General features: G+C 62.8%; 17 protein-coding genes. 3 read left to right on the top strand and 14 right to left on the bottom strand.

Annotation, left to right across the window (positions count from 1 at the left end; all coding sequences use genetic code 11):
• The 3 genes from AADZ90_RS11560 to AADZ90_RS11550 all read left to right on the top strand — a co-directional run bounded on the left by AADZ90_RS11560 (window position 1) and on the right by AADZ90_RS11550 (window position 4,002).
• Window positions 1-1,755, top strand: a complete 1,755-nt coding sequence (locus AADZ90_RS11560) for an MFS transporter (protein WP_367310143.1) — start codon at window positions 1-3, stop codon at window positions 1,753-1,755.
• 87 nt (window positions 1,756-1,842) lie between these two features.
• Window positions 1,843-2,754, top strand: coding sequence for an MBL fold metallo-hydrolase (locus AADZ90_RS11555; protein ID WP_367310142.1), 912 nt, complete (start codon window positions 1,843-1,845; stop codon window positions 2,752-2,754).
• 336 nt (window positions 2,755-3,090) lie between these two features.
• Complete coding sequence (locus AADZ90_RS11550) at window positions 3,091-4,002, top strand: LysR family transcriptional regulator (RefSeq protein ID WP_367310141.1); 912 nt, start codon at window positions 3,091-3,093, stop codon at window positions 4,000-4,002.
• On the opposite strand, the gene AADZ90_RS11545 is transcribed toward AADZ90_RS11550, so the two are convergent.
• The 14 genes from AADZ90_RS11545 to AADZ90_RS11480 all read right to left on the bottom strand — a co-directional run bounded on the left by AADZ90_RS11545 (window position 3,953) and on the right by AADZ90_RS11480 (window position 17,902).
• Complete coding sequence (locus AADZ90_RS11545) at window positions 3,953-4,201, bottom strand: DUF2274 domain-containing protein (protein WP_367310140.1); 249 nt, start codon at window positions 4,199-4,201, stop codon at window positions 3,953-3,955. The two genes, AADZ90_RS11550 and AADZ90_RS11545, sit on opposite strands and share 50 nt — an antisense overlap.
• On the bottom strand, window positions 4,198-5,421 hold the full coding sequence (locus tag AADZ90_RS11540) for a TraB/TrbI/VirB10 family type IV secretion system protein (RefSeq protein WP_367310139.1): 1,224 nt from the start codon (window positions 5,419-5,421) through the stop codon (window positions 4,198-4,200). Before AADZ90_RS11540 ends, AADZ90_RS11545 begins: the two co-directional genes overlap by 4 nt.
• 5 nt (window positions 5,422-5,426) lie before the next feature.
• The gene (gene trbG / locus AADZ90_RS11535; RefSeq protein ID WP_411997010.1) at window positions 5,427-6,485 is read right to left on the bottom strand and encodes a P-type conjugative transfer protein TrbG; all 1,059 of its coding nucleotides are present in this window, start codon (window positions 6,483-6,485) and stop codon (window positions 5,427-5,429) included.
• The gene (trbF, locus tag AADZ90_RS11530) at window positions 6,482-7,171 is read right to left on the bottom strand and encodes a conjugal transfer protein TrbF (protein ID WP_367310229.1); all 690 of its coding nucleotides are present in this window, start codon (window positions 7,169-7,171) and stop codon (window positions 6,482-6,484) included. Before trbF ends, trbG begins: the two co-directional genes overlap by 4 nt.
• Entirely contained in the window at window positions 7,165-8,454 is a 1,290-nt protein-coding gene (gene trbL / locus AADZ90_RS11525; protein WP_367310138.1) for a P-type conjugative transfer protein TrbL, read from the bottom strand. The genes trbF and trbL overlap by 7 nt, the downstream gene beginning before the upstream one ends.
• A gap of 3 nt (window positions 8,455-8,457) precedes the next feature.
• Window positions 8,458-8,736, bottom strand: a complete 279-nt coding sequence (gene trbK-alt / locus AADZ90_RS11520; protein ID WP_367310137.1) for a putative entry exclusion protein TrbK-alt — start codon at window positions 8,734-8,736, stop codon at window positions 8,458-8,460.
• A 6-nt stretch (window positions 8,737-8,742) separates the two neighbouring features.
• A complete protein-coding gene (trbJ, locus tag AADZ90_RS11515; protein WP_367310136.1) occupies window positions 8,743-9,522 on the bottom strand; it encodes a P-type conjugative transfer protein TrbJ in 780 nt (259 codons plus the stop codon).
• The gene (gene trbE, locus AADZ90_RS11510) at window positions 9,500-11,986 is read right to left on the bottom strand and encodes a conjugal transfer protein TrbE (protein ID WP_367310135.1); all 2,487 of its coding nucleotides are present in this window, start codon (window positions 11,984-11,986) and stop codon (window positions 9,500-9,502) included. The genes trbJ and trbE overlap by 23 nt, the downstream gene beginning before the upstream one ends.
• A gap of 4 nt (window positions 11,987-11,990) precedes the next feature.
• Window positions 11,991-12,260, bottom strand: a complete 270-nt coding sequence (locus tag AADZ90_RS11505; protein ID WP_055086476.1) for a VirB3 family type IV secretion system protein — start codon at window positions 12,258-12,260, stop codon at window positions 11,991-11,993.
• Window positions 12,257-12,592 (bottom strand): TrbC/VirB2 family type IV secretion system protein, encoded by a 336-nt coding sequence (locus AADZ90_RS11500; protein WP_367310134.1) that lies wholly within the window; start codon window positions 12,590-12,592, stop codon window positions 12,257-12,259. Before AADZ90_RS11500 ends, AADZ90_RS11505 begins: the two co-directional genes overlap by 4 nt.
• A complete protein-coding gene (trbB, locus tag AADZ90_RS11495; protein ID WP_425474920.1) occupies window positions 12,589-13,524 on the bottom strand; it encodes a P-type conjugative transfer ATPase TrbB in 936 nt (311 codons plus the stop codon). Before trbB ends, AADZ90_RS11500 begins: the two co-directional genes overlap by 4 nt.
• 183 nt (window positions 13,525-13,707) lie before the next feature.
• Window positions 13,708-14,136, bottom strand: coding sequence for a ribbon-helix-helix domain-containing protein (locus tag AADZ90_RS11490; RefSeq protein WP_367310132.1), 429 nt, complete (start codon window positions 14,134-14,136; stop codon window positions 13,708-13,710).
• A gap of 3 nt (window positions 14,137-14,139) precedes the next feature.
• Window positions 14,140-16,134: a conjugal transfer protein TraG gene (locus AADZ90_RS11485; protein ID WP_367310131.1), complete on the bottom strand. Its 1,995-nt coding sequence runs from the start codon at window positions 16,132-16,134 to the stop codon at window positions 14,140-14,142.
• Between the two features lie 13 nt (window positions 16,135-16,147).
• Window positions 16,148-17,902: a relaxase/mobilization nuclease domain-containing protein gene (locus AADZ90_RS11480; RefSeq protein WP_367310130.1), complete on the bottom strand. Its 1,755-nt coding sequence runs from the start codon at window positions 17,900-17,902 to the stop codon at window positions 16,148-16,150.
• Between the last annotated feature and the right edge of the window lie 217 nt (window positions 17,903-18,119).

Raw genomic sequence — 18,119 nt, 5'->3', positions numbered from 1 at the left:
ATGCCTGGCGAAGCCGATCAAACAAGTGCGGACGAAGCGTCGCCGGTCGGCACCGGGTCTCAAACATCTACCGAATTAGAGCCTACGGGACACGAGACGGGTTCAGCGCTCGCTCCGCTGCGCAACCGCCTCTTTGCGGCCCTCTTCATCGCCACTACGGTCTCGAATTTTGGAACCTGGGTTCAAGATGTCGGGCGCGCCTGGCTCATGACCGAACTTACGCCGAGTGCCACTCTTGTCGCACTCGTGCAATCTGCTGCGATGGCAGCAATGGCGCTCCTGGTTTTGCCCGCCGGAGTGATGGCGGACCTCTATGACCGGCGGCGGCTCCTGCTCGGCGCTCAGATCGCGATGCTGCTGGTCACGGTCGTGCTCGGCCTGGTGACGATATCGGGCGCGATGACGCCGACCCTTCTCTTGGGGCTGACCTTCGCGCTAGCGGCTGCTGCGGCATTTTCGCTGCCCACCTTTCAAGCCATGATTGCTGACATTGTCGGCGAGAGTGATTTAACGCAGGCGCTCGTTCTCAACGGCATTTCCTTCAACCTCGCCCGCGCCGTTGGTCCAGCGCTCGGCGGCGTCCTGGTCGCTGCGATTGGTCCGGGCGCGGTTTTCCTGCTCAACGCGGTAAGCTTCGCTGGTGTCGTTGGCGTACTCTTCTTTGCGAAAGCTGCGAGCGCGCAAGCTGCTCTGGAAGAACTCCAGATCGGACGCGAACGGGCTTTGGCGGCGCTGCGTGCCGGTCTGCGCTATGCCCGCAACGCACCCAGCCTGCGCAGCCTGCTCATGCGAACGGCCCTCTTTTCCGTTCCGGCTAGCGCGCTTTGGGCGCTTTTACCACTGGTCGCCCGGCGTGACCTGCAAGCTGGACCTGAAGTGTATGGTTTGCTTCTGGCCGCTGTCGGGATCGGCTCGCTCATCGCTGGTGTTGCGCTGGCGGCCATGCGTAAGCGGGCCGATGATGCGCATCTGGTCGGGATGGCTGGCGTATTCCTCGGCGCTGCGATTGGCCTCCTCGCACTCGCGCCTGCTTTAGCGGTTCCCGCCATGATCTTGGCTGGAATGGGCTGGATGATCTGCATGGCGCTGCTAACGGCGGGGGTGCAGGTCGCGGTTCCTGGTTGGATCAGAGGCCGCGCAACCTCTTTGTTCATGATGGTTTTCGCTGTCGGTATGGGCGCGGGAAGCCTGCTGTGGGGCGCCTTGGCCGATATTATCGACCTCACCGCAGCTCTTGTCTCGGCCGGCGTTTTGCAGCTTGTCGGAACCGCCGTAATGTTTGCGTGGCCCATGCCGAAAGCCAAGGCGCCGTCAAGCACGACCCGAGCCGCCGTTTGGCCAGAACCCAACATCAATGCCGACATCGTCCCTACTGACGGCCCGGTCCTCGTGACAGTGCAATATGCTGTTCGGCAAGGCATGGAGGACCGATTCCACGAAATCATATGCCGCATCGCAAGCACGCGTCGTGCCAGCGGGACAGTGACCTGGGACTTGTTCGAACACGGCGGCGAGCCAAGACGCTTCATGGAAGTGAACCTGGTAGCAACCTGGGACGACCACCTGAGACAACGCAGTCGGCAGTCAGCCGAAGCGGTTGAGTTGGAGCAGATGCTTCGTGCGACCTTGCAAGAAGAGAGTGAACCGCGTGTGGTCCACTGGATTGGCGCAGGGCGGAAGAAGGCTCAAAAGGCGGCATCACGACCCACCGATCTACCGCACACTCTTATCGGCCCTACCACGATGGATGTCTGATGCATCGCGCGCGGCCGCCAAATCACCGTCGGAAGCGATCTAAATGAAAGAACAACTGGCCGAAACTTTTTCGAAAGGAAATAGACCATGAAGACCTCGCCATTCGCAGCCCGCTTCGTCGGAGCAGTCACATTAATCATGACGCTGGCCATTCCCGCATGGGCGTATGAGATCGAGCGGTTCCACGAGCCGGGACCCGGCAGTGTGAATACATGGATACTCGAAGGCGAGGACGGCGTCGTTTTGATCGATGGCCAGCGGACCATTCAAGCCGGCCAGGACGTGGCGGAGCGCATCGAGGCAACCGGCAAGCCGCTTCTCGCCATCCTAATCACCCATCCGCATCCAGACCATGTCGGAGGGATCCCATCTATACTGCAAGCCTTTCCCGACACCCCAGTCGTTGCGCTCCAAGCCACCGCCGATGAGATGCAAAGCGATAGCCTGGGGATGTTCGCCTTCGCGCGCCGCGTGAATGGCGACGCTTATCCGACGCAGCTTGCCGCCGTCACTCGGGTTGTGGTCGATCGGGAGGTTCTACGCTTTGGAGATATTGCGCTCACGGTTGACGATATCGGAGCGGGCGAGTCCATCGCCATGACGATCTTCTACGATCAGCAGAACGGCGCAGTCTTCGTGGGTGACTTAACGGATAATGACAAGAAAGGCTTTCTGCTCGAGCAACGCACAACTCAGTGGCTCCGGCAACTGGATTACGTCACCCAGAAATATGGGCGCGATCAAACAATTGCGTACCCGGGTCACGGCGCCCAAGCTCCTCTCTCCAAACTGGCGGAAGAACAGGCTGTATGGATCACGGATATGCATGGCCTCGTTCGCGTTCGTATCGAAGATGGTGTATTTACGGATGAAGAGGCAACCGAAGTCGCCGAGGAATTCGAACTGCTACATCCCGGTCAAGAGCCTGTTGCGCCGATTCCTGATTTTATGCGTCTCAATGCTCAAGCTATCGCTGAAGAATTGCTGAGGGAAAGGTGAATTGTACCTAAAACTGGCTCCTAACTGGAGCTAGACCCAAGGGGCGAAGGTCTTAAAGGAACCTGGCCTGCGACTGTGCTAATACGGACCCCGAAAACGTAGTATTTGGTTCTGTCTGTTTCGCGCGTTCGCGATATCGCGAGAGCCGCAAAACCGCTCTTTGTCGAAAGCGATATGGTCCCTTGAACAATCAATTTCGCGAAATGGCTTCGCGGAGCATAAAGCAGGAAACTCATGTCAGTGACTAGTCGTTGATCTAACGGAATATCCGTATTCTATAAAACTGAGTTCGGAATCTGGAGGAGACTTTTCCGAGCCTAATGTATGACATGTCGCATGTGGCCAGATGTTCAAACAGCACAGTTGTCATACTTTCTCACTGTCGCGGAAGCGGGCAGCTTTCACCGCGCTGCGGCTGCGCTTGACATTGGACAATCTGCGATCAGCCGACGCATTCAAAAGCTTGAGGACACTTTGGGCGTGTCACTCTTCGAGCGGCGTCCTTCTGGTGCTAGGCTAACTGTCGCTGGCGAGTGTTTTGCGCTTCGTGCCAGACTGATCATGGATGAGGTTAACTTTGCAGTCGATGCCGCAAGGTCAGCCGGCATCGCCAAGAACGGTCATTTACAGATCGGCATTATCGCGTCGCTTTCAGCAGGCCCAATTCGAACGTTGCTGCAAAGATTTGTCGAGAGGCATCCGCAGGTGGAAATTTGTCTGCTGGAAACCGATCGCAGTGAGTTGATGACGATGCTAAGTCATCGTCGGATTGATCTGGTATGTGTTTCAGGGGAGCCCGACTATGATGACTTTGACAAATTGATCCTCGCGAAGGAACAAGTGTTTCTGGGGGTTGCTAGTGATCATCCCTTGGCGATTCAGACTGCATTGGCTTGGTCTACATTATCGGGACAGCGTTTTATCGTTAGCGCCCGCGAGCCCGGTCCGGAAATTCATGACTACGTAATCCGCCAACTGAGCGATCTCGGGCGCTCGGTAAAAGTGCGACGGCATAGGCTAGGACGCGAGGGCATCATGAGCCTAGTTGGCCTTGGTCTTGGAGTTAGCTTGGTCACTGATCACTGGCGAGGCCTATCGTACCCGAATGTGACCTTCGTACCAATTCGTGATGAGGCCGATCAAATCCCGTTTTCCTTGGTTTGGCGCCCAGAAAACGACAATCCGGCGCTTCGCCGCTTCATCTCTCTTGCGCGGATCGAGGCGAAGAAGAACGGTGATCCTTCCTGAGCTTCGAAAAACCACGATCGGTTTTCATGAATCGTTCCAGCATCGGGGCTACCAACTTGGCCGGCTCAAGCGTTTCTCCGTTTTCAGCGCCAAGGATCTCTGCATAGGCCGTCAGATCGCGATGCACGTGCGCAGGCAGTTCTACGTTTAGCTTCACCGGCTTATCATCTCGGATGTTTCCAAGTTTCAGCTTCGTCATTGGGTGGCTCCTCGTGGCTCGAGAATCAGATCGCGCGTGACCATCACGCGCACCGGAAATCCCGGACGGATCGTGAGTGTCGGTGGGATACCGAGTTGGCGTTGGACGATGGCTTCGCCTGCGCGTCCGATGGTGTCCTGAGTGCCGTCGCGGATGGCCTCGGCGATCTCGTCACCATTATCTTCGCCAGTTTCCAAGCCGATATTGAGGATCGTCGCGAGTCCTGCAGCGAGGAACAACGATCCCCAGTGGTTGTCGACACCGTCCTCAAGGCCGGCATAGCCAGCCCCGTCCGTTCCCGGTTCGCGTTCGAGGACGATCGAGCGGCCGTCGGGCAGGATGAGCCGTGTCCAAACGAGCAGCAGGCGCCGCTGGCCTGTCGCGACACGGCTGTCATATTCTCCGAGGAGCCGCGCTCCTTGCGGGATAAGGAGGAACTGTCCGGTCGGGCTGTCATAGACATTGGCGGTAACCTGGGCGCTGATTTGGCCCGGCAGATCGGACCGCAAACCAGTGAGCAGTGCGGCCTCGATCACGGACCCAGCCTGCAGGATGTAGGGGCTTGCTGGCGGCTGCAAGCGATCTACCGCCGTCGTGCGACGATCGACCTCTCTGTCCAGAAACGCTTCACGGCGATCGACAGCATCGGGCCGATCCGTCGCTCCCGTTGCGGTTGGAAAGAGCCCCTGTAATCCCGACGCTTGCGGCGACCCTGGCCTTGCCGGTTGAGAGCTGGCAGTCGTGCTGCTGGTCTGCGCATCGGCAAAGAGCGTCGCGAGCCGTGCGGCCTCTGCCTCCTGGAGCCGCAGCTGTTCGACCGGATCGACGGCGGGTCCAGTGGCGGGCACGACCGGCACCGCCTCACCGCGCCGCTGGGCGGACAAGACTGGACGACCCAACTCGCCCGGCAGCGGCGGCCCAAGCTGCGGGATCGATCCATAGTCTCGTGGCAGTAGCGATAGGCCCTCCGCCTCCTGAACACGCTCGGTGGAGAAAAGCTCCGACGGCCCGTCCCCCCGATCTGGGCCTTGAAACGCGACGATTAGGATTGCACCGATCCCCAGCCCGCCCGCCACGGTAATGACCGTGATCGCTCTACGCGATAGTCTCATCACGCGCGGCGGGTCCGGGCGCAGCCGCAGGTCCTTGGCGATCTCCTGCTCGGACCGCGGCTCGGTTTCGCCGCCAGCCCCATTCCGGTCTGCTTCACGATCACTCATGTCGCTCACCGGTCATCGTCCTGGCGCCACGCGGAGACTACACGCTCCTCCCGCTTCGCACTCCGGCGCACGCCGTCGGTCCGGACGATCCGGACGACGCGCTGGCGGTCGCCAAGCCGCAGCTCGGCGGCGGCGAAGAGCCTATCGACGATCATGTAATTGCGTCGGATGCGGTAATTGACGAGCTGGCCATCCCCTTCCGGCCCTATCACGAAGAGCGGCGGCATCTCGCCCTGGCCGATCCCGCGCGGGAATTCGATGAAGACCTGCCGCCCATCGTCGAAGGCGCGGCGCGGCCGCCAGGGCGCGCGGTCACCGGTTATGCGGTAGCGAAAATTGAGATCTTCGAGCGCGACGTTCCGTCCGATAGGAAGGCTCGCTTCCGCGCGGTCGTTCTGACGGCGCAGTGCGATCAGTTCGTCCTCCGGATACTGCCAGGAGACGGAGGCCATATAGGCCTGCGGCGTCGCGCGCAGTTCGAGGTGGTAGGTGCGCCGATCGGTGTTGATGACGAGATTGGTCACCAGATCGGGCCGTGTCGGTTTGACGAGCACATGGATGCGGCGGTTGTCTCCGGACCCGCTCTCGGTGTCGCCAATGATCCAGCGGGCGGTATCGCCTGCTGCGATGGGACCCGATCCGACGAGGCTCTCGCCTGCCTGTAAGGCGATGTCGGTTACCTGTCCCGGCGAGGTATAGACCTGATAGAGCGCGCCGGAGCTGTAGGGATAGAGCTGGATTGCGTTGATGAAACCGTCGCGCACCGGCTCGATCCGCGCAGCGGCGTTTGCGTTGGTGACGCGGTCGGTCGGTTCTGCTGCTTCTTCAGGCCGATCATCCGCATCGACCCGCATGAGCTGGCCGGGAAGTGGCAAGGGTTCGGGCCGCTCGACGATCTGAACGGGTCCGGGCGGGTCTGCGACGAGTGTCGCGGCGACGGGATCGTCATAGCTGATCTCGGGCGGCTTGAAGGTGGCGCATCCGGCAAGCATCGAAGTTGCGAGCAAGGCGGTGAAGGACAGTTTGGCGGATATGCAGATTTGGCGTGTGATGCAATCACTCATTGGGCGTTCTCCCGTGACCAGTTGATGGCGTGGACGAAGACGCCGAGGGGGTTTTTACGCAGTCGCTCCGCATCTCGCGGTGGCTGCACGACGACGGAAAGGATGCCGGTCCAACGTTCGGTCCCGGCGAGTTGGCCGTTCACGTAGCGGCGCTCGATCCAAGCGACACGGAAGCTGGTGTCGGAGGCGCGGATGACGCTGGAGATTTCGGCCGCGATCTGCACCTCACCGACTTGGGCGAAGGGGTCGTTCTCGCGGGCGAAGTCGTTCAGGGCGACGGCCCCGCGATCGGTGGTGAAGTCGTAAGCACGCAGCCAGTTCTCACGCAGGACGATGGGATCGGCCGGGACCTGGCGCACATTCTCGATAAAGCGCGCGAGGTGGAAGGCGATCTGCGGATCGGTCGGACGATAGTTTGCCGTGGCGGGTGCGACGGCCTGCGCCGCACCGAGCCGATCGACCTCGACCACGTAGGGCACGATGGTGCCCTGGGTGGATTGCCAGACCAGCGCGAGGCCGAAGGTGGCCGTGGTCGCGAGGCAGCCGAGCGCCATGAAGCGCCAGTTACGTGCCTGAACGCGGGCGGCCCCCATGCGCTCATCCCAAGCCTGAGCGGCTTTCTGATAGGGTGTCGTCGGTTCCGGTGTCTTGGCGTATCGCACGCTCGGTCGCTTGAATCTCATGATCTCTCCGAAAGGCTGATGGACGTGCCCGCGCCGCCGCCATCGCCTGAGCGCAGCGCGTGGGCAGTGGTCATGGCGCCGTGGTGCAATGATTGCTGGCGCTTCATGCGGCGCGCCCAAGCGGGCGGACCGTTGTTTGCGGGGGTCGGCAGGTTGGCCGGGGAATTGCTGAACTTGCCGCCGGTGGCCTCGAATGCGGCGCGCGAGCCGGAGCGATAGCTGTCGCCGACGGCACGCTTAAGCGGATTGATGGCGGTGGATGCTCCAGCCTGTCCGACGGCCGCCATGCCGCCTGCGGCTTTTCCGGCAGTCGTCGTTCCCGATGCAGCGCCGATTTTGAACGCGGTGGAGGCACCGCCCGCGACAGCAGAACCGCCACGCAAGGCTGCGCCTCCGACAGCACCAGCCATCTTCGCACCCGCGAGGCCTCCGGCGACGACACCGCCCGCGGCCAAACCCGCACCAACGGCGGCGCCCGCACCAAGCTGCGGACCGCCAGAGACGATGCCATTGGCGATGCCTGGGCCGAAGATGCCGAGCGCGAGGATGGAGAGGGCTGCCAGTACGACGGCCATAGCGTCACCGATGGTTGGTTCGCCAACAAAGCCGGTGGTGAACTCACTGAATATGGTCGAGCCGATCCCGACGATCACAGCGAGCACGAGCACCTTGACGCCCGAGGAGATGACGAGGCCGAGGACGCGCTCGGCCATGAAGGCGGTCTTGTTGAAGAGACCGAAGGGGACGAGGATGAAGCCCGCCAGCGTTGCCAGCTTGAACTCGATAAGGGTCACGAAGAGCTGGATCGCGAGGATGAAGAAGGACAGCAGCACGATGATCCAGGCGAAGAGCAGGATCATGATCTGGACGAAGTTGTCGAAGAAGGCGACGAAGCCCATCAGGTCGGCGACGGATTCCAGGATCGGCTGTCCTGCTTCAAGCCCGACCGCCGCGATGCGACCGGGCTGTAACAGTTCGCCCGCACCAAGAGCGCCGCCGGTGGCGACAAGACCCAGTCCGGCGAAGCTCTCGAAGATGATCCGCGCGAGCGTGTTCCAATTGCTGATGATATAGGCGAAGACGCCAACAAAGAGCGTTTTCTTGACGAGCCGCCCGATGATATCGTCGTCGGCGCCCCAGGCCCAAAAGAGTGCGGCCAGCGTAACGTCGATGACGATCAGGGTCGTGGCGAGGAAAGCGACGTCGCCGCCGAGCAGACCGAAGCCGCTGTCGATATAGGTGGTGAAGACCTCCAGGAACCGATCGATGACGCCGACATCGCCCATGGCCTACTCCGCGTCCTGATCGTCGGGCGTAAGGCTAAAGAAGCGCCGCCGGTTCTCTTCCCACGCGGCCTGACAGGTCGTATCGGTCTTGAGAGCTTCCGGTGTGAGAGTCCGGCAGCGTTGCAGGATCCCCCGCAGCGGATCGTCCGAGATCACGGCAGCGGAGCGTTCGGCATGCTCCGTCTCAAGGGCAGTCTGGAACTCGACTGCCACCATGAGCGCTGCGATGGCGCCCATGGCGATGGCGATCCCTTTGAGGGTGGTCTCGGCGCTCAGTTTCATGGCCGCCTACCGGAACATCCGAACGGTGGTCGGCTCGTAGCCGGAGCCGTAATCGAGGAAGCGGTTCAAGTTCTCGCGCGCCTGCGCCTCGGCAGAAGCCACGCGCGCAGCTTCGAGCGACTGCGCCCGGTTCTGCGCGGCGATCGCCGCTGTCAGGTCGGAGATCTGCTGGCTCTGGAGTGCGAGGAGCTGGTTGCCAGCCTGAGTGGCCTGCAATGCACCCGTCGCGGCCTGGCTCCGACCGACGAGCGCCTGCATCTCGGTGCGAGCGGTCTCGATATTGCCAACGACACCGGCCTGGACCTTCAGTGCATCCTCGAACCCTGCGACCGAGGTCCGCCAACGGTCCTGCGCGCCGGCAATCATGTCGTCGAAGTCTCCCCGCGCGGCTGCCGCGCCGTAATCCTGCGTGAAGGCCTCGTCGATCGTTGCGACGTCGTGGGCAATCCGCTGTGCCTGATTGAGGAGCTGCTGCGTCTGCTGCACAGAGGACTGCAGGCGCGATAGCGACGAGTAAGGGAGGCTGGCGAGATTGCGCGCCTGATTGATCAGCATCTGTGCTTCGTTTTGGAGCTGGGCGATCTGGTTGTTGATCTGTTCCAGTGTCCGGGCGGCGGTCAGCAGGTTCTCGGCATGATTGGTCGGGTCGTAGACGATCCCGCCAAACCCGCCGCCGAAGAGTGCATGGGCAGGCGGCGCGGTGCCCGGTGAGAACGCGATCGCGCTCGACAGCAGCAAGGCGGCTGCCGCGCGGCCCGCGAGTTTACGTTTCTTGGTTCTGAACATTATCAATCTCCTTGTCGGTGGTGGGGGATGGGGTGGCGTCGATCACTGCATCGGAAGGCCCGAGCAGTTCGACCGCCCAGTCGAGGCCGCGCCCGGCGAGCCAGGCAGCGGCAAAGCCGTCCCGCCCATGCTCCGCGAGGATCGCATCGATGACGGCGTGATCGGCTTTTGAGGAAGCCGCGGTGAAGGCCAGCGCGACCGCGCCGAGACCCAAAGAGAAGAGCCGGTTGCCGCGCCGCGACTGGCAATAATAGTCACGCTTGGGGGTACTGCGCGCCACGATCTCAATCTGGCGGTCATTCAGCCCGAAGCTGCGATAGGTTGTGGCGATTTGCGGCTCGAAGGCCCGCTCGTTGGGTAGGAAGATCCTCGTCGGGCAACTCTCAACGATCGCGGGCGCGATGTCGGAGCCGTCGATATCGGCGAGCGACTGAGTGGCGAAGACGACGCTGGCATTCTTCTTCCGCAGCGTCTTCAGCCATTCGCGCAGTTGGCTACCGAAGGTGGCGTCATCCAGGGCCAACCAACCCTCGTCAACGATGATCAGGCTAGGCCGCCCGTTGAGCCGGGCTTCGATCCGATGGAAGAGATAGGCAAGCACCACTGGCGCGGCGGCGGACCCGATCAGGCCCTCTGTCTCGAACGCCTGAAAGTCTGCGCTGCCGAGCGCTTCGTTCTCGGCATCCAGCAGTCGGCCGAAAGGTCCGCCGAGGCAAAACGGCGCGAGCGCGCGCTTGAGATTGTTCGATTGGAGGAGAACTGAGAGGCCGGTCAGTGTGCGCTCTTCGACCGGTGCAGAGGCGAGTGACGTGAGCGCAGACCAGAGATGATCGCGCGCGACGGGATCAACCGTCACGCCTTCACGGGCCAGCAGCCCGGCAAGCCAGTCCTGTGCCCAGGCGCGCTCCGCCGGATCATCGATCCTAGCGAGTGGCTGCAGCTGGACCGCGCCCTCATCGTCCGACAGTGCGAGCCCGAGATCCTCCCAGTCGCCGCCGCAGGCGATGGTGGCACAGCGTATCGAGCCGCCGAAGTCGAAGGCGAATACCTGCGCGCCGGGATAGCGTCGGAACTGCAGCGCCATCAGTGCGAGCAGTACCGACTTGCCCGCTCCGGTCGGTCCGACGACTAGCGTGTGGCCGACATCGCCCACATGAGTCGAGAAGCGGAACGGCGTCGCGCCTTGCGTCTCCGCGTAGAACAGCGGCGGTCCGTCCAGATGATCGTTGCGCGCCGGTCCAGCCCAGACCGCCGAGATCGGGATCATGTGCGCGAGATTGAGCGTCGAGATCGGTGGCTGACGGACATTGGCGTAAAGGTGCCCGGGCAGCGAACCGAGCCATGCTTCCACCGCGTTCAAAGTCTCAGGGATGCAGGTGAAATCGCGGCCCTGCACGACCTTTTCGGCCATCTTGATCTTGGCGTCTGCCGCGCGCCCGTCTTCGTCCCAGACGGTGATCGTCGCGGTAACATAGGCGGCCCCGACGATATCGGAACCGAGTTCCTGCAGCGCCTCATCGGCATCGAGCGCCTTGTTGTCGGCATCTGAGTCCAGAAGCGTCGAGGCCTCGTTGGTCATCACTTCCTTGAGGATCGCTGCGACGGATTTGCGCTTGGCGAACCATTGGCGGCGGATGCGCGTCATGAGTTTCGTCGCTTCGGTCTTGTCGAGGCAGATGGCGCGGGTGGCCCAGCGATACTCGAAGGCCTGGGCATTGAGCTCGTCAAGCAGGCCGGGCCAGGTCGCGGTCGGGAAGCCGACGATGGACAGCGTGCGCAGATGCCCGTCGCCCAGGCGCGGCGCGAGCCCGCCAACGAGCGGTTCGTTGGCGAGGTAGGCATCGAGATGCATGGGCGTCTCGGGCACGCGGACGGTCTGCCGCCGCGTCGAGATCGTTGAATGCAGATAGCTCAGCGTCTCCTCGTCGGTGAGCCAAGCGGCTTCCGGCATGAAACCTTCGAAGAGGTCGAGCAGCCGATCGCTGCGGGACCTGAACGCGGCGAGATGCTCGCGCGGGTTCGCGCCCTTGCTCGGGGCGTCCTCGAACAGCCATCCACTCGCCCGGCTTGCCTCATCGGCCGGGGGCATCCAGGTCAGCGTCAGGAAATAGCGGCTCTCGTAATGCGATGATGCCTCTTCGAATTGCGCGCGGCGCTCTGCATCGACCAGCGCCGAGACCGGATCAGGAAACTCGGAGAGCGGATACTCGCGTGCCGGGATGCGCTGTGCTTCGACGAACACGGCCCAGCCCGACCCCAGGCGTCGAAGCGCGCTGTTGAGGCGGGCCGCAGTCGAGACCAATTCCGATGGCGTCGCGGAGTCGAGGTCCGGTCCCCGGAACGCTGCCGTCCGTTGGAAGCTGCCATCCTTGTTGAGGATGACGCCGTCAGCAATCAACGCGGCCCAAGGCAGGAAATCCGACAGCAGCGCGGCTTTGGAACGGTATTCGGCGAGGCGCATCATCGGGTCACACCCCCATCCAGGTCGGATAACGGAGGTGGCGGCGCGCGACGTCTGCGATCTGCGCGTCATGCTTGGCAGCATAGACCGCGAGCATGTGGCCGATGGCCCAAAGAACGAGCCCGACAAGCCAAAGGCGCAAGCCCAGACCAACAGCGGCGGCGATCGTTCCGTTCGCGATCGCGATGGTGCGCGGAGCGCCACCGAGCAGGATCGGTTCGGTGAGTGCGCGATGCACAGGCGCGGTAAAGCCTGGAATGTCGGTGGGATCGCTCATACGAGTACGCCGCCACCGAAGGAGAAGAACGAGAGGAAGAAGCTGGACGCGGCGAAGGCGATCGAAAGACCGAAAACGATCTGCACGAGCCGACGCGCGCCACCGGACGTATCACCGAAGGCGAGCGTCAGACCGGTAATGATGATAATCATCACCGCGACGATCTTGGCGACCGGGCCTTCGATCGACTCGAGGATCGCTTGAAGCGGTGCTTCCCAGGGCATGCCGGAACCGGCTGCTTCGGCCTGACCGGCGGCGAGCAGGAAGGCGATCGCTGCGGCGCTGACGTAGATGGGCCAGCGGGGACAAAGGAGATTGAGTCGGCTGGTCATGTGGCGGTTCCTTTCAGGTTGGTGAGAAGGGATTGGAGCGCGTAATCGCCGTCGGTGGTCAGACCCGTGACGCGCGAGAGGTCTGCGAGGTGGCGATCGCTGCCGCGTCCTTGCAGGACGGCGAGCACGTCGATGGTCTCTGCGATCAGGGCTCGCGGGACGGTGACGACGGCTTCCTGGATGAGCTGTTCGAGGCGGCGCAGCGCGCCGATGGCCGAACCGGCATGTATTGTGCCGATGCCGCCGGGATGGCCGGTGCCCCAGGCTTTGAGGAGATCGAGCGCTTCGGGCCCGCGCACCTCGCCGATCGGGATACGATCCGGACGCAGGCGGAGCGAGGAGCGGACGAGATCGGATAGCGTCGCGACGCCGTCTTTGGTGCGCAGCGCGACCAGATTGGGCGTCGTGCATTGCAACTCGCGGGTGTCTTCGATGAGGACGACGCGGTCGGAGGTCTTGGCGACTTCTGCGAGCAATGCGTTGGTGAGCGTTGTTTTGCCGGTCGAGGTGCCGCCGGCAACGAGGATGTTGGCGCGCGATGCGACCGCCTTGCGAAGTGCGTTGGCTGCGGCCTCATCCATGATCCCGGCGCTGACGTAATCTTCGAGGGTGAAGACCGCGATGGCGGGCTTGCGGATCGCAAAGGTCGGAGCCGAGACTACCGGCGGCAGGAGCCCTTCGAAGCGCTCGCCCGTTCCGGGGAGTTCGGCCGAAACCCGCGGCGCGTCGGCATGGACTTCGGCACCGACATGGTGGGCAACAAGGCGGACGATGCGTTCGCCATCTTCTGGCGAAAGACTGGTCCCCGTATCGCAGAGGCCATCGCCGAGCCGGTCGACCCAGAGCCGACCGCACGGATTGAGCATCACCTCAACGACAGCGTCTTCGTCGAGCCAGGCCGCGATATCGCTGCCAAGCGCCGTGCGGAGCATGCGGGAACCGCGCTCGATCGCTGCTGATTTGAGAGTGTGGACGGTCATTCGCGGCCCCGCATCTGGTTACGGGGTCGATCAAGAAGACCGCTAAAGGATCATTCGCAACAGGTTTGGCGGCGTAGTAGTGCAGAGGCGTAGAGAGGCAGGGACAAGCGTAGTTCGCATGAAGCTAGGATCGTGTCAGACGGTGGATTTTCTGTCTGGGATGTCCTCCGAGACTTCCTTGGAAAGCGCTTTCCCCTTTGCGAGTCGCCGCCCAAGTGCCTCAACGAACCCGTCATAGCGCTCCTTGCCTGACGCCTGAGCGGCCTCGCGCAATTCGTCGGGCAGTGGCGGCGTGGTCGTCAGCCAGAACTTCACGAAGAGCGCCATCGCCTCGTTGCCGATCGACACATCTCGCTCCAATCGCTCGACCGCGCGGGTAAGTCGATCCAGACGCCGCACGATGGCGGCCTCCCGCTGATCAGCTCCATCAGGCGAAAGAAAAGCCGCGAGCGCCGCCTCCACGATCTGCGACTTCGAAACCTTCCGGCGAGCGGCCAACGCCCCCAACTCACCCGACAAAGCCGGATCAAAATATACATTCAGGCGCTCCTTCTTCACGGCCATGTCCTAGAGCTCGATCCCGTCATCGGGATCAAGCGAGGCCTGACGTGCTACCGTGCCGAACCGGTCACGCATGGCCTTGGCCCGCTGTGCATCATCCTCCGGTTCGTCATCGAGATCGGCGAACTCGCTGCGTGCCGGAGCCGGTTCGGGCGCGATGTCTTCATGTTCCGGCAAGTCAGGTTCGCGACGGACACCACCATCGGTGTCGTCCGTTGTTGACTTTCGCTTCTTCGGTGGCGGCGCAGCGATCGGTTCGCGGCCGCTCCAATCGTCTGCCGTGCTGCTAACTGAGTCATCGCTGGCAGTGCGATCCGGCGGCGGCGCAATCCGAGCCTTGAACTGGGGATCGGTATAGTAGCGCGCTTTCTCCGCACGCACCGGCGGCGAACCTGAGACCAGCACGATCTCTTCGGTCGGCGGCAGTTGCATCATTTCGCCGGGGGTGAGCAGCGGCCGCGCCGTCTCTTGGCGCGAGACCATCAGATGCCCAAGCCAGGGGGACAGCCGATGTCCGGCATAGTTCTTCATCGCGCGCATCTCGGTCGCTGTCCCGAGCGCGTCTGATACGCGCTTGGCCGTGCGCTCGTCGTTTGTTGCGAAGGCGACGCGCACATGGCAATTGTCGAGGATGGCGTTGTTTTGCCCGTAGGCCTTCTCGATCTGATTGAGCGACTGGGCGATCAGGAACGCCTTGATGCCGTAGCCCGCCATGAAGGCGAGCTGGCTTTCGAAGAAGTCGAGCCGGCCGAGCGCCGGGAATTCGTCCAGCATCAGCAGCATGCGGTGACTGCGCTTGGCGTGCAGGTCTTCGGTGAGCCTTCTGCCGATCTGATTGAGCACGAGCCGGATGAGCGGCTTGGTGCGCGAGATGTCGGATGGCGGCACGACGAGATAGAGCGTCACCGGCCTGTCGCCGGTCACGAGATCGTCGATCCGCCAGTCGCAGCGGCGCGTTACCTTAGCCACGACCGGATCGCGATAGAGCCCGAGGAAACTCATCGCCGTCGAGAGGACGCCTGATCGTTCGTTCTCGGATTTGTTCAGGAGTTCGCGCGCGGCCTGCGCGACAACAGGATGCGGGTGATCTCCGAGATGCGGCGTCCGCATCATGGCGGCTAGGGTCGACTCGATCGGCCGCTTTGGATCGGACAGAAACGCCGCGACGCCCGCCAACGTTTTGTCGGCTTCGGCGTAGAGAACGTGCAGGATCGCACCGACCAGAAGCGAGTGGCTGGTTTTCTCCCAATGGTTCCGCCGTTCGAGCAGCCCTTCGGGGTCGACCAGGATATCGGCGACGTTCTGGACGTCGCGCACTTCACTGTCGCCGCGCCGCACTTCGAGTAGCGGGTTGTAGGCCGCCGATTTTGCATCGGTTGGGTCGAAGAGCAGCACCCGGCTGAAGCGGGAGCGGTAATTCGCCGTGAGCTGCCAGTTCTCACCCTTGATATCGTGGACGATCGCCGAGCCCGGCCAGGTTAGAAGTGAGGGTACGACCAATCCGACTCCCTTGCCGGATCGCGTCGGCGCAAAGCACAGCACGTGCTCTGGGCCATCGTGTCGGAGATAGCGGGACTGGTAGCGGCCGAGCACCACGCCATCGTCAACGAACAATCCCGCCTCGCGCATATCTTTCTCTGTCCCCCAGCGAGCGGAGCCGTAGGTCGTCACATTGTTCGCTTCGCGGGCGCGCAGGACGGAGAGGAAGATCGCGACACCGACGGCAGCGATACCACCGGCCCCTGCGATGATCGCGCCTTCCATGAAGACGCGCGGTGCATAGGCGTCGTACCAGTACCACCAAACGAAGACGTTCCATGGCGGGTAGATCGGTAGGCCCAAGATGGTCGTTAGCGGGTCTCCCAGTTCGGATTGGAAGCCGAGCCGGAAGGCCACCCATTGCGTCGCGGCCCAAACGAAGAGCAGCGCTACACCCGTGACGATGAGAATCTGGCCCCAGAGGATGGCAGTGGCCGGTGATGCGTGTTTCTTCGAGGTCATAGAGTTCTCCGGGTCAGATCGACAGGCCACGCTTGCGGCCGAGCGACCAGTCGATGCCGCCGCCTGCCGTGACGGTCCCTGAGACGGTCTGGCCGAGATGCTTTTCGAGCTGGGGTTTCCAGGGGACGAGTTCGAAGCCCATCCCGTCATCGATCATGGCGAAGCGGCCCGACGCGAGATCGAGGCGTTGCTTGTAGATGCCCGCAATGGGCTCGCCGTCACCGGACTTTCGGAAGAACAGGCCGGTGTCGTTGGCGATCTTGCTTGCGGCTCTATCGAGATCGCGCTGGCGCAGCGTCTTTAGAAGATCGCGCGCGAAGGTGACGCGCTGACCTTGGCGCGTCGCCAGACCTTGACCGACCAAATGCTCGGCTCGGTTTTCCAGAGCGTCGCGGACCTCGGCTCCGAACCCGCTCTGCGCCAGCGGCGCGCGGGTCTTGGCGAGCGCCAATCGGTCGGCCCAGGTCGCACCGTCCGCGCCGATCTGTTTGTCGAGCGCCACGTCCGACCGGCCAACTAGCGCCAACCGTTTCGCTGCTCCATCCTTCCCGGACCAGCTCCGCGTCTCGACGATCCCACCGACGGGTGTGTCGCCGGTGAGATCGAGATCGCGAAAGCGCAGATGATGGAGACGGCCATCGACCCCGTCGATGACCGCGTAAGCTTCGCCCGAGAGTTCATTGTGCAGGCCTCGGTCGACCAGCTTGCCGAGGATGGGAGTGTCCGGCTGTCCTTCGATGGCGAAGTCGGTTTGTGCGCGAGCCTGACCACCCATCGTCCGATGCATCGTCTTGATGATGTCGCCGCGCACGGCCATCTCGCGCAGCGTGTCTTCCATGCCGGGCTTGAGCTGCCAGACCGAGGGCGCGAGCTTTTCGGCGAGCCCGAACCGTTCCAACGTCTGCGCGCGCCCGATCATCCGGCGCTTGAGGTCTGTGTCGTCGAGATCGGGTGCGCCCGGCCGCATATCCGCAATGCCGAGTGTGTCCCCCGCATAGGACCGCAGCGCCCGGTCCAGGCCAGTCCAGCGCTCGGCCTTCACCTCCGCATCGAGACCGGCGGCGATTTCCTTCTCGCTGCGTGGTCCGAGTTCGAGCTCGACGAGTTCCTCTGCGCGGCCCCGCAAACCGCGGCTGATGTAGTCGCGCGAGATCACGAGGTCTTTCCCGTCATCGGCCTTGCCGCGCACCAGCACATGAACATGCGGATTGTCGGTGTTCCAATGATCGGCCGCGACCCAATCGAGTTCGGTGCCGAGATCGCGCTCGGCTTGGGCCATAAGATCGCGGGTGAAGGCGCGCAGATCCTCCATTTGCCCGGCGTCTTCCGGCGAGACGATGAAGCGAAAATGGTGCCGATCGTCCTCGGTGCTGGCGGCAAAAACGCGGTCGTCGGCCTGGTCGTGCTCCTTGTCGAACATCGCCGCATCTCGGCCGTCCTTGGTGACGCCCTCGCGTTTCAGATAATTGAGATGCTTGGCGAGCGGTGCGGATAGGCATGTCTGACCGCGATGTCGGACGATGCGCGCATTCACGACGACCCGGCGCTGCGTTCGCGCGAGGCCGCGTGAGACCCTCACGAAACGGCCTCGCCCGAAGGTCGACCGGCCGGCGCGACCGCCGCTCGTTCTGAAATGCTTGCCGGTATGCCCTGCCTTCTTCGCGGCGCGCATGACCTGTCCGACGAAGCTTTTCGCCCGTTTGGCCGAGGGGCCTTTGTCACGGATGTGACCCGGTTTGATGCGGATGTCGTTATCGCGCTGGCTCATGCTCGTGCGCTCCCAAAGTCAGGCATGGCACGGTGAAAGCTGAGTAGAATCAAAGCGGTAGCTGTGGGCGCAGCACTGTGACCAAGTGCGCAGCACGCAAAAACCCCAACAACAACAACGCCGTAGCGCCCCCGCGCGTCCGGCCTTTTATCTTGCCCTCCCGTCGTTGATATCGGGTGCAATCCTCCGTCTGCCGCATTCCATACGAAGCTGCACG

This window comes from Aestuariibius violaceus (assembly GCF_040779325.2).
Taxonomy (GTDB): Bacteria; Pseudomonadota; Alphaproteobacteria; order Rhodobacterales; family Rhodobacteraceae; genus Aestuariibius; species Aestuariibius violaceus.
This window is presented reverse-complemented; position numbering and strand designations above follow the sequence as displayed.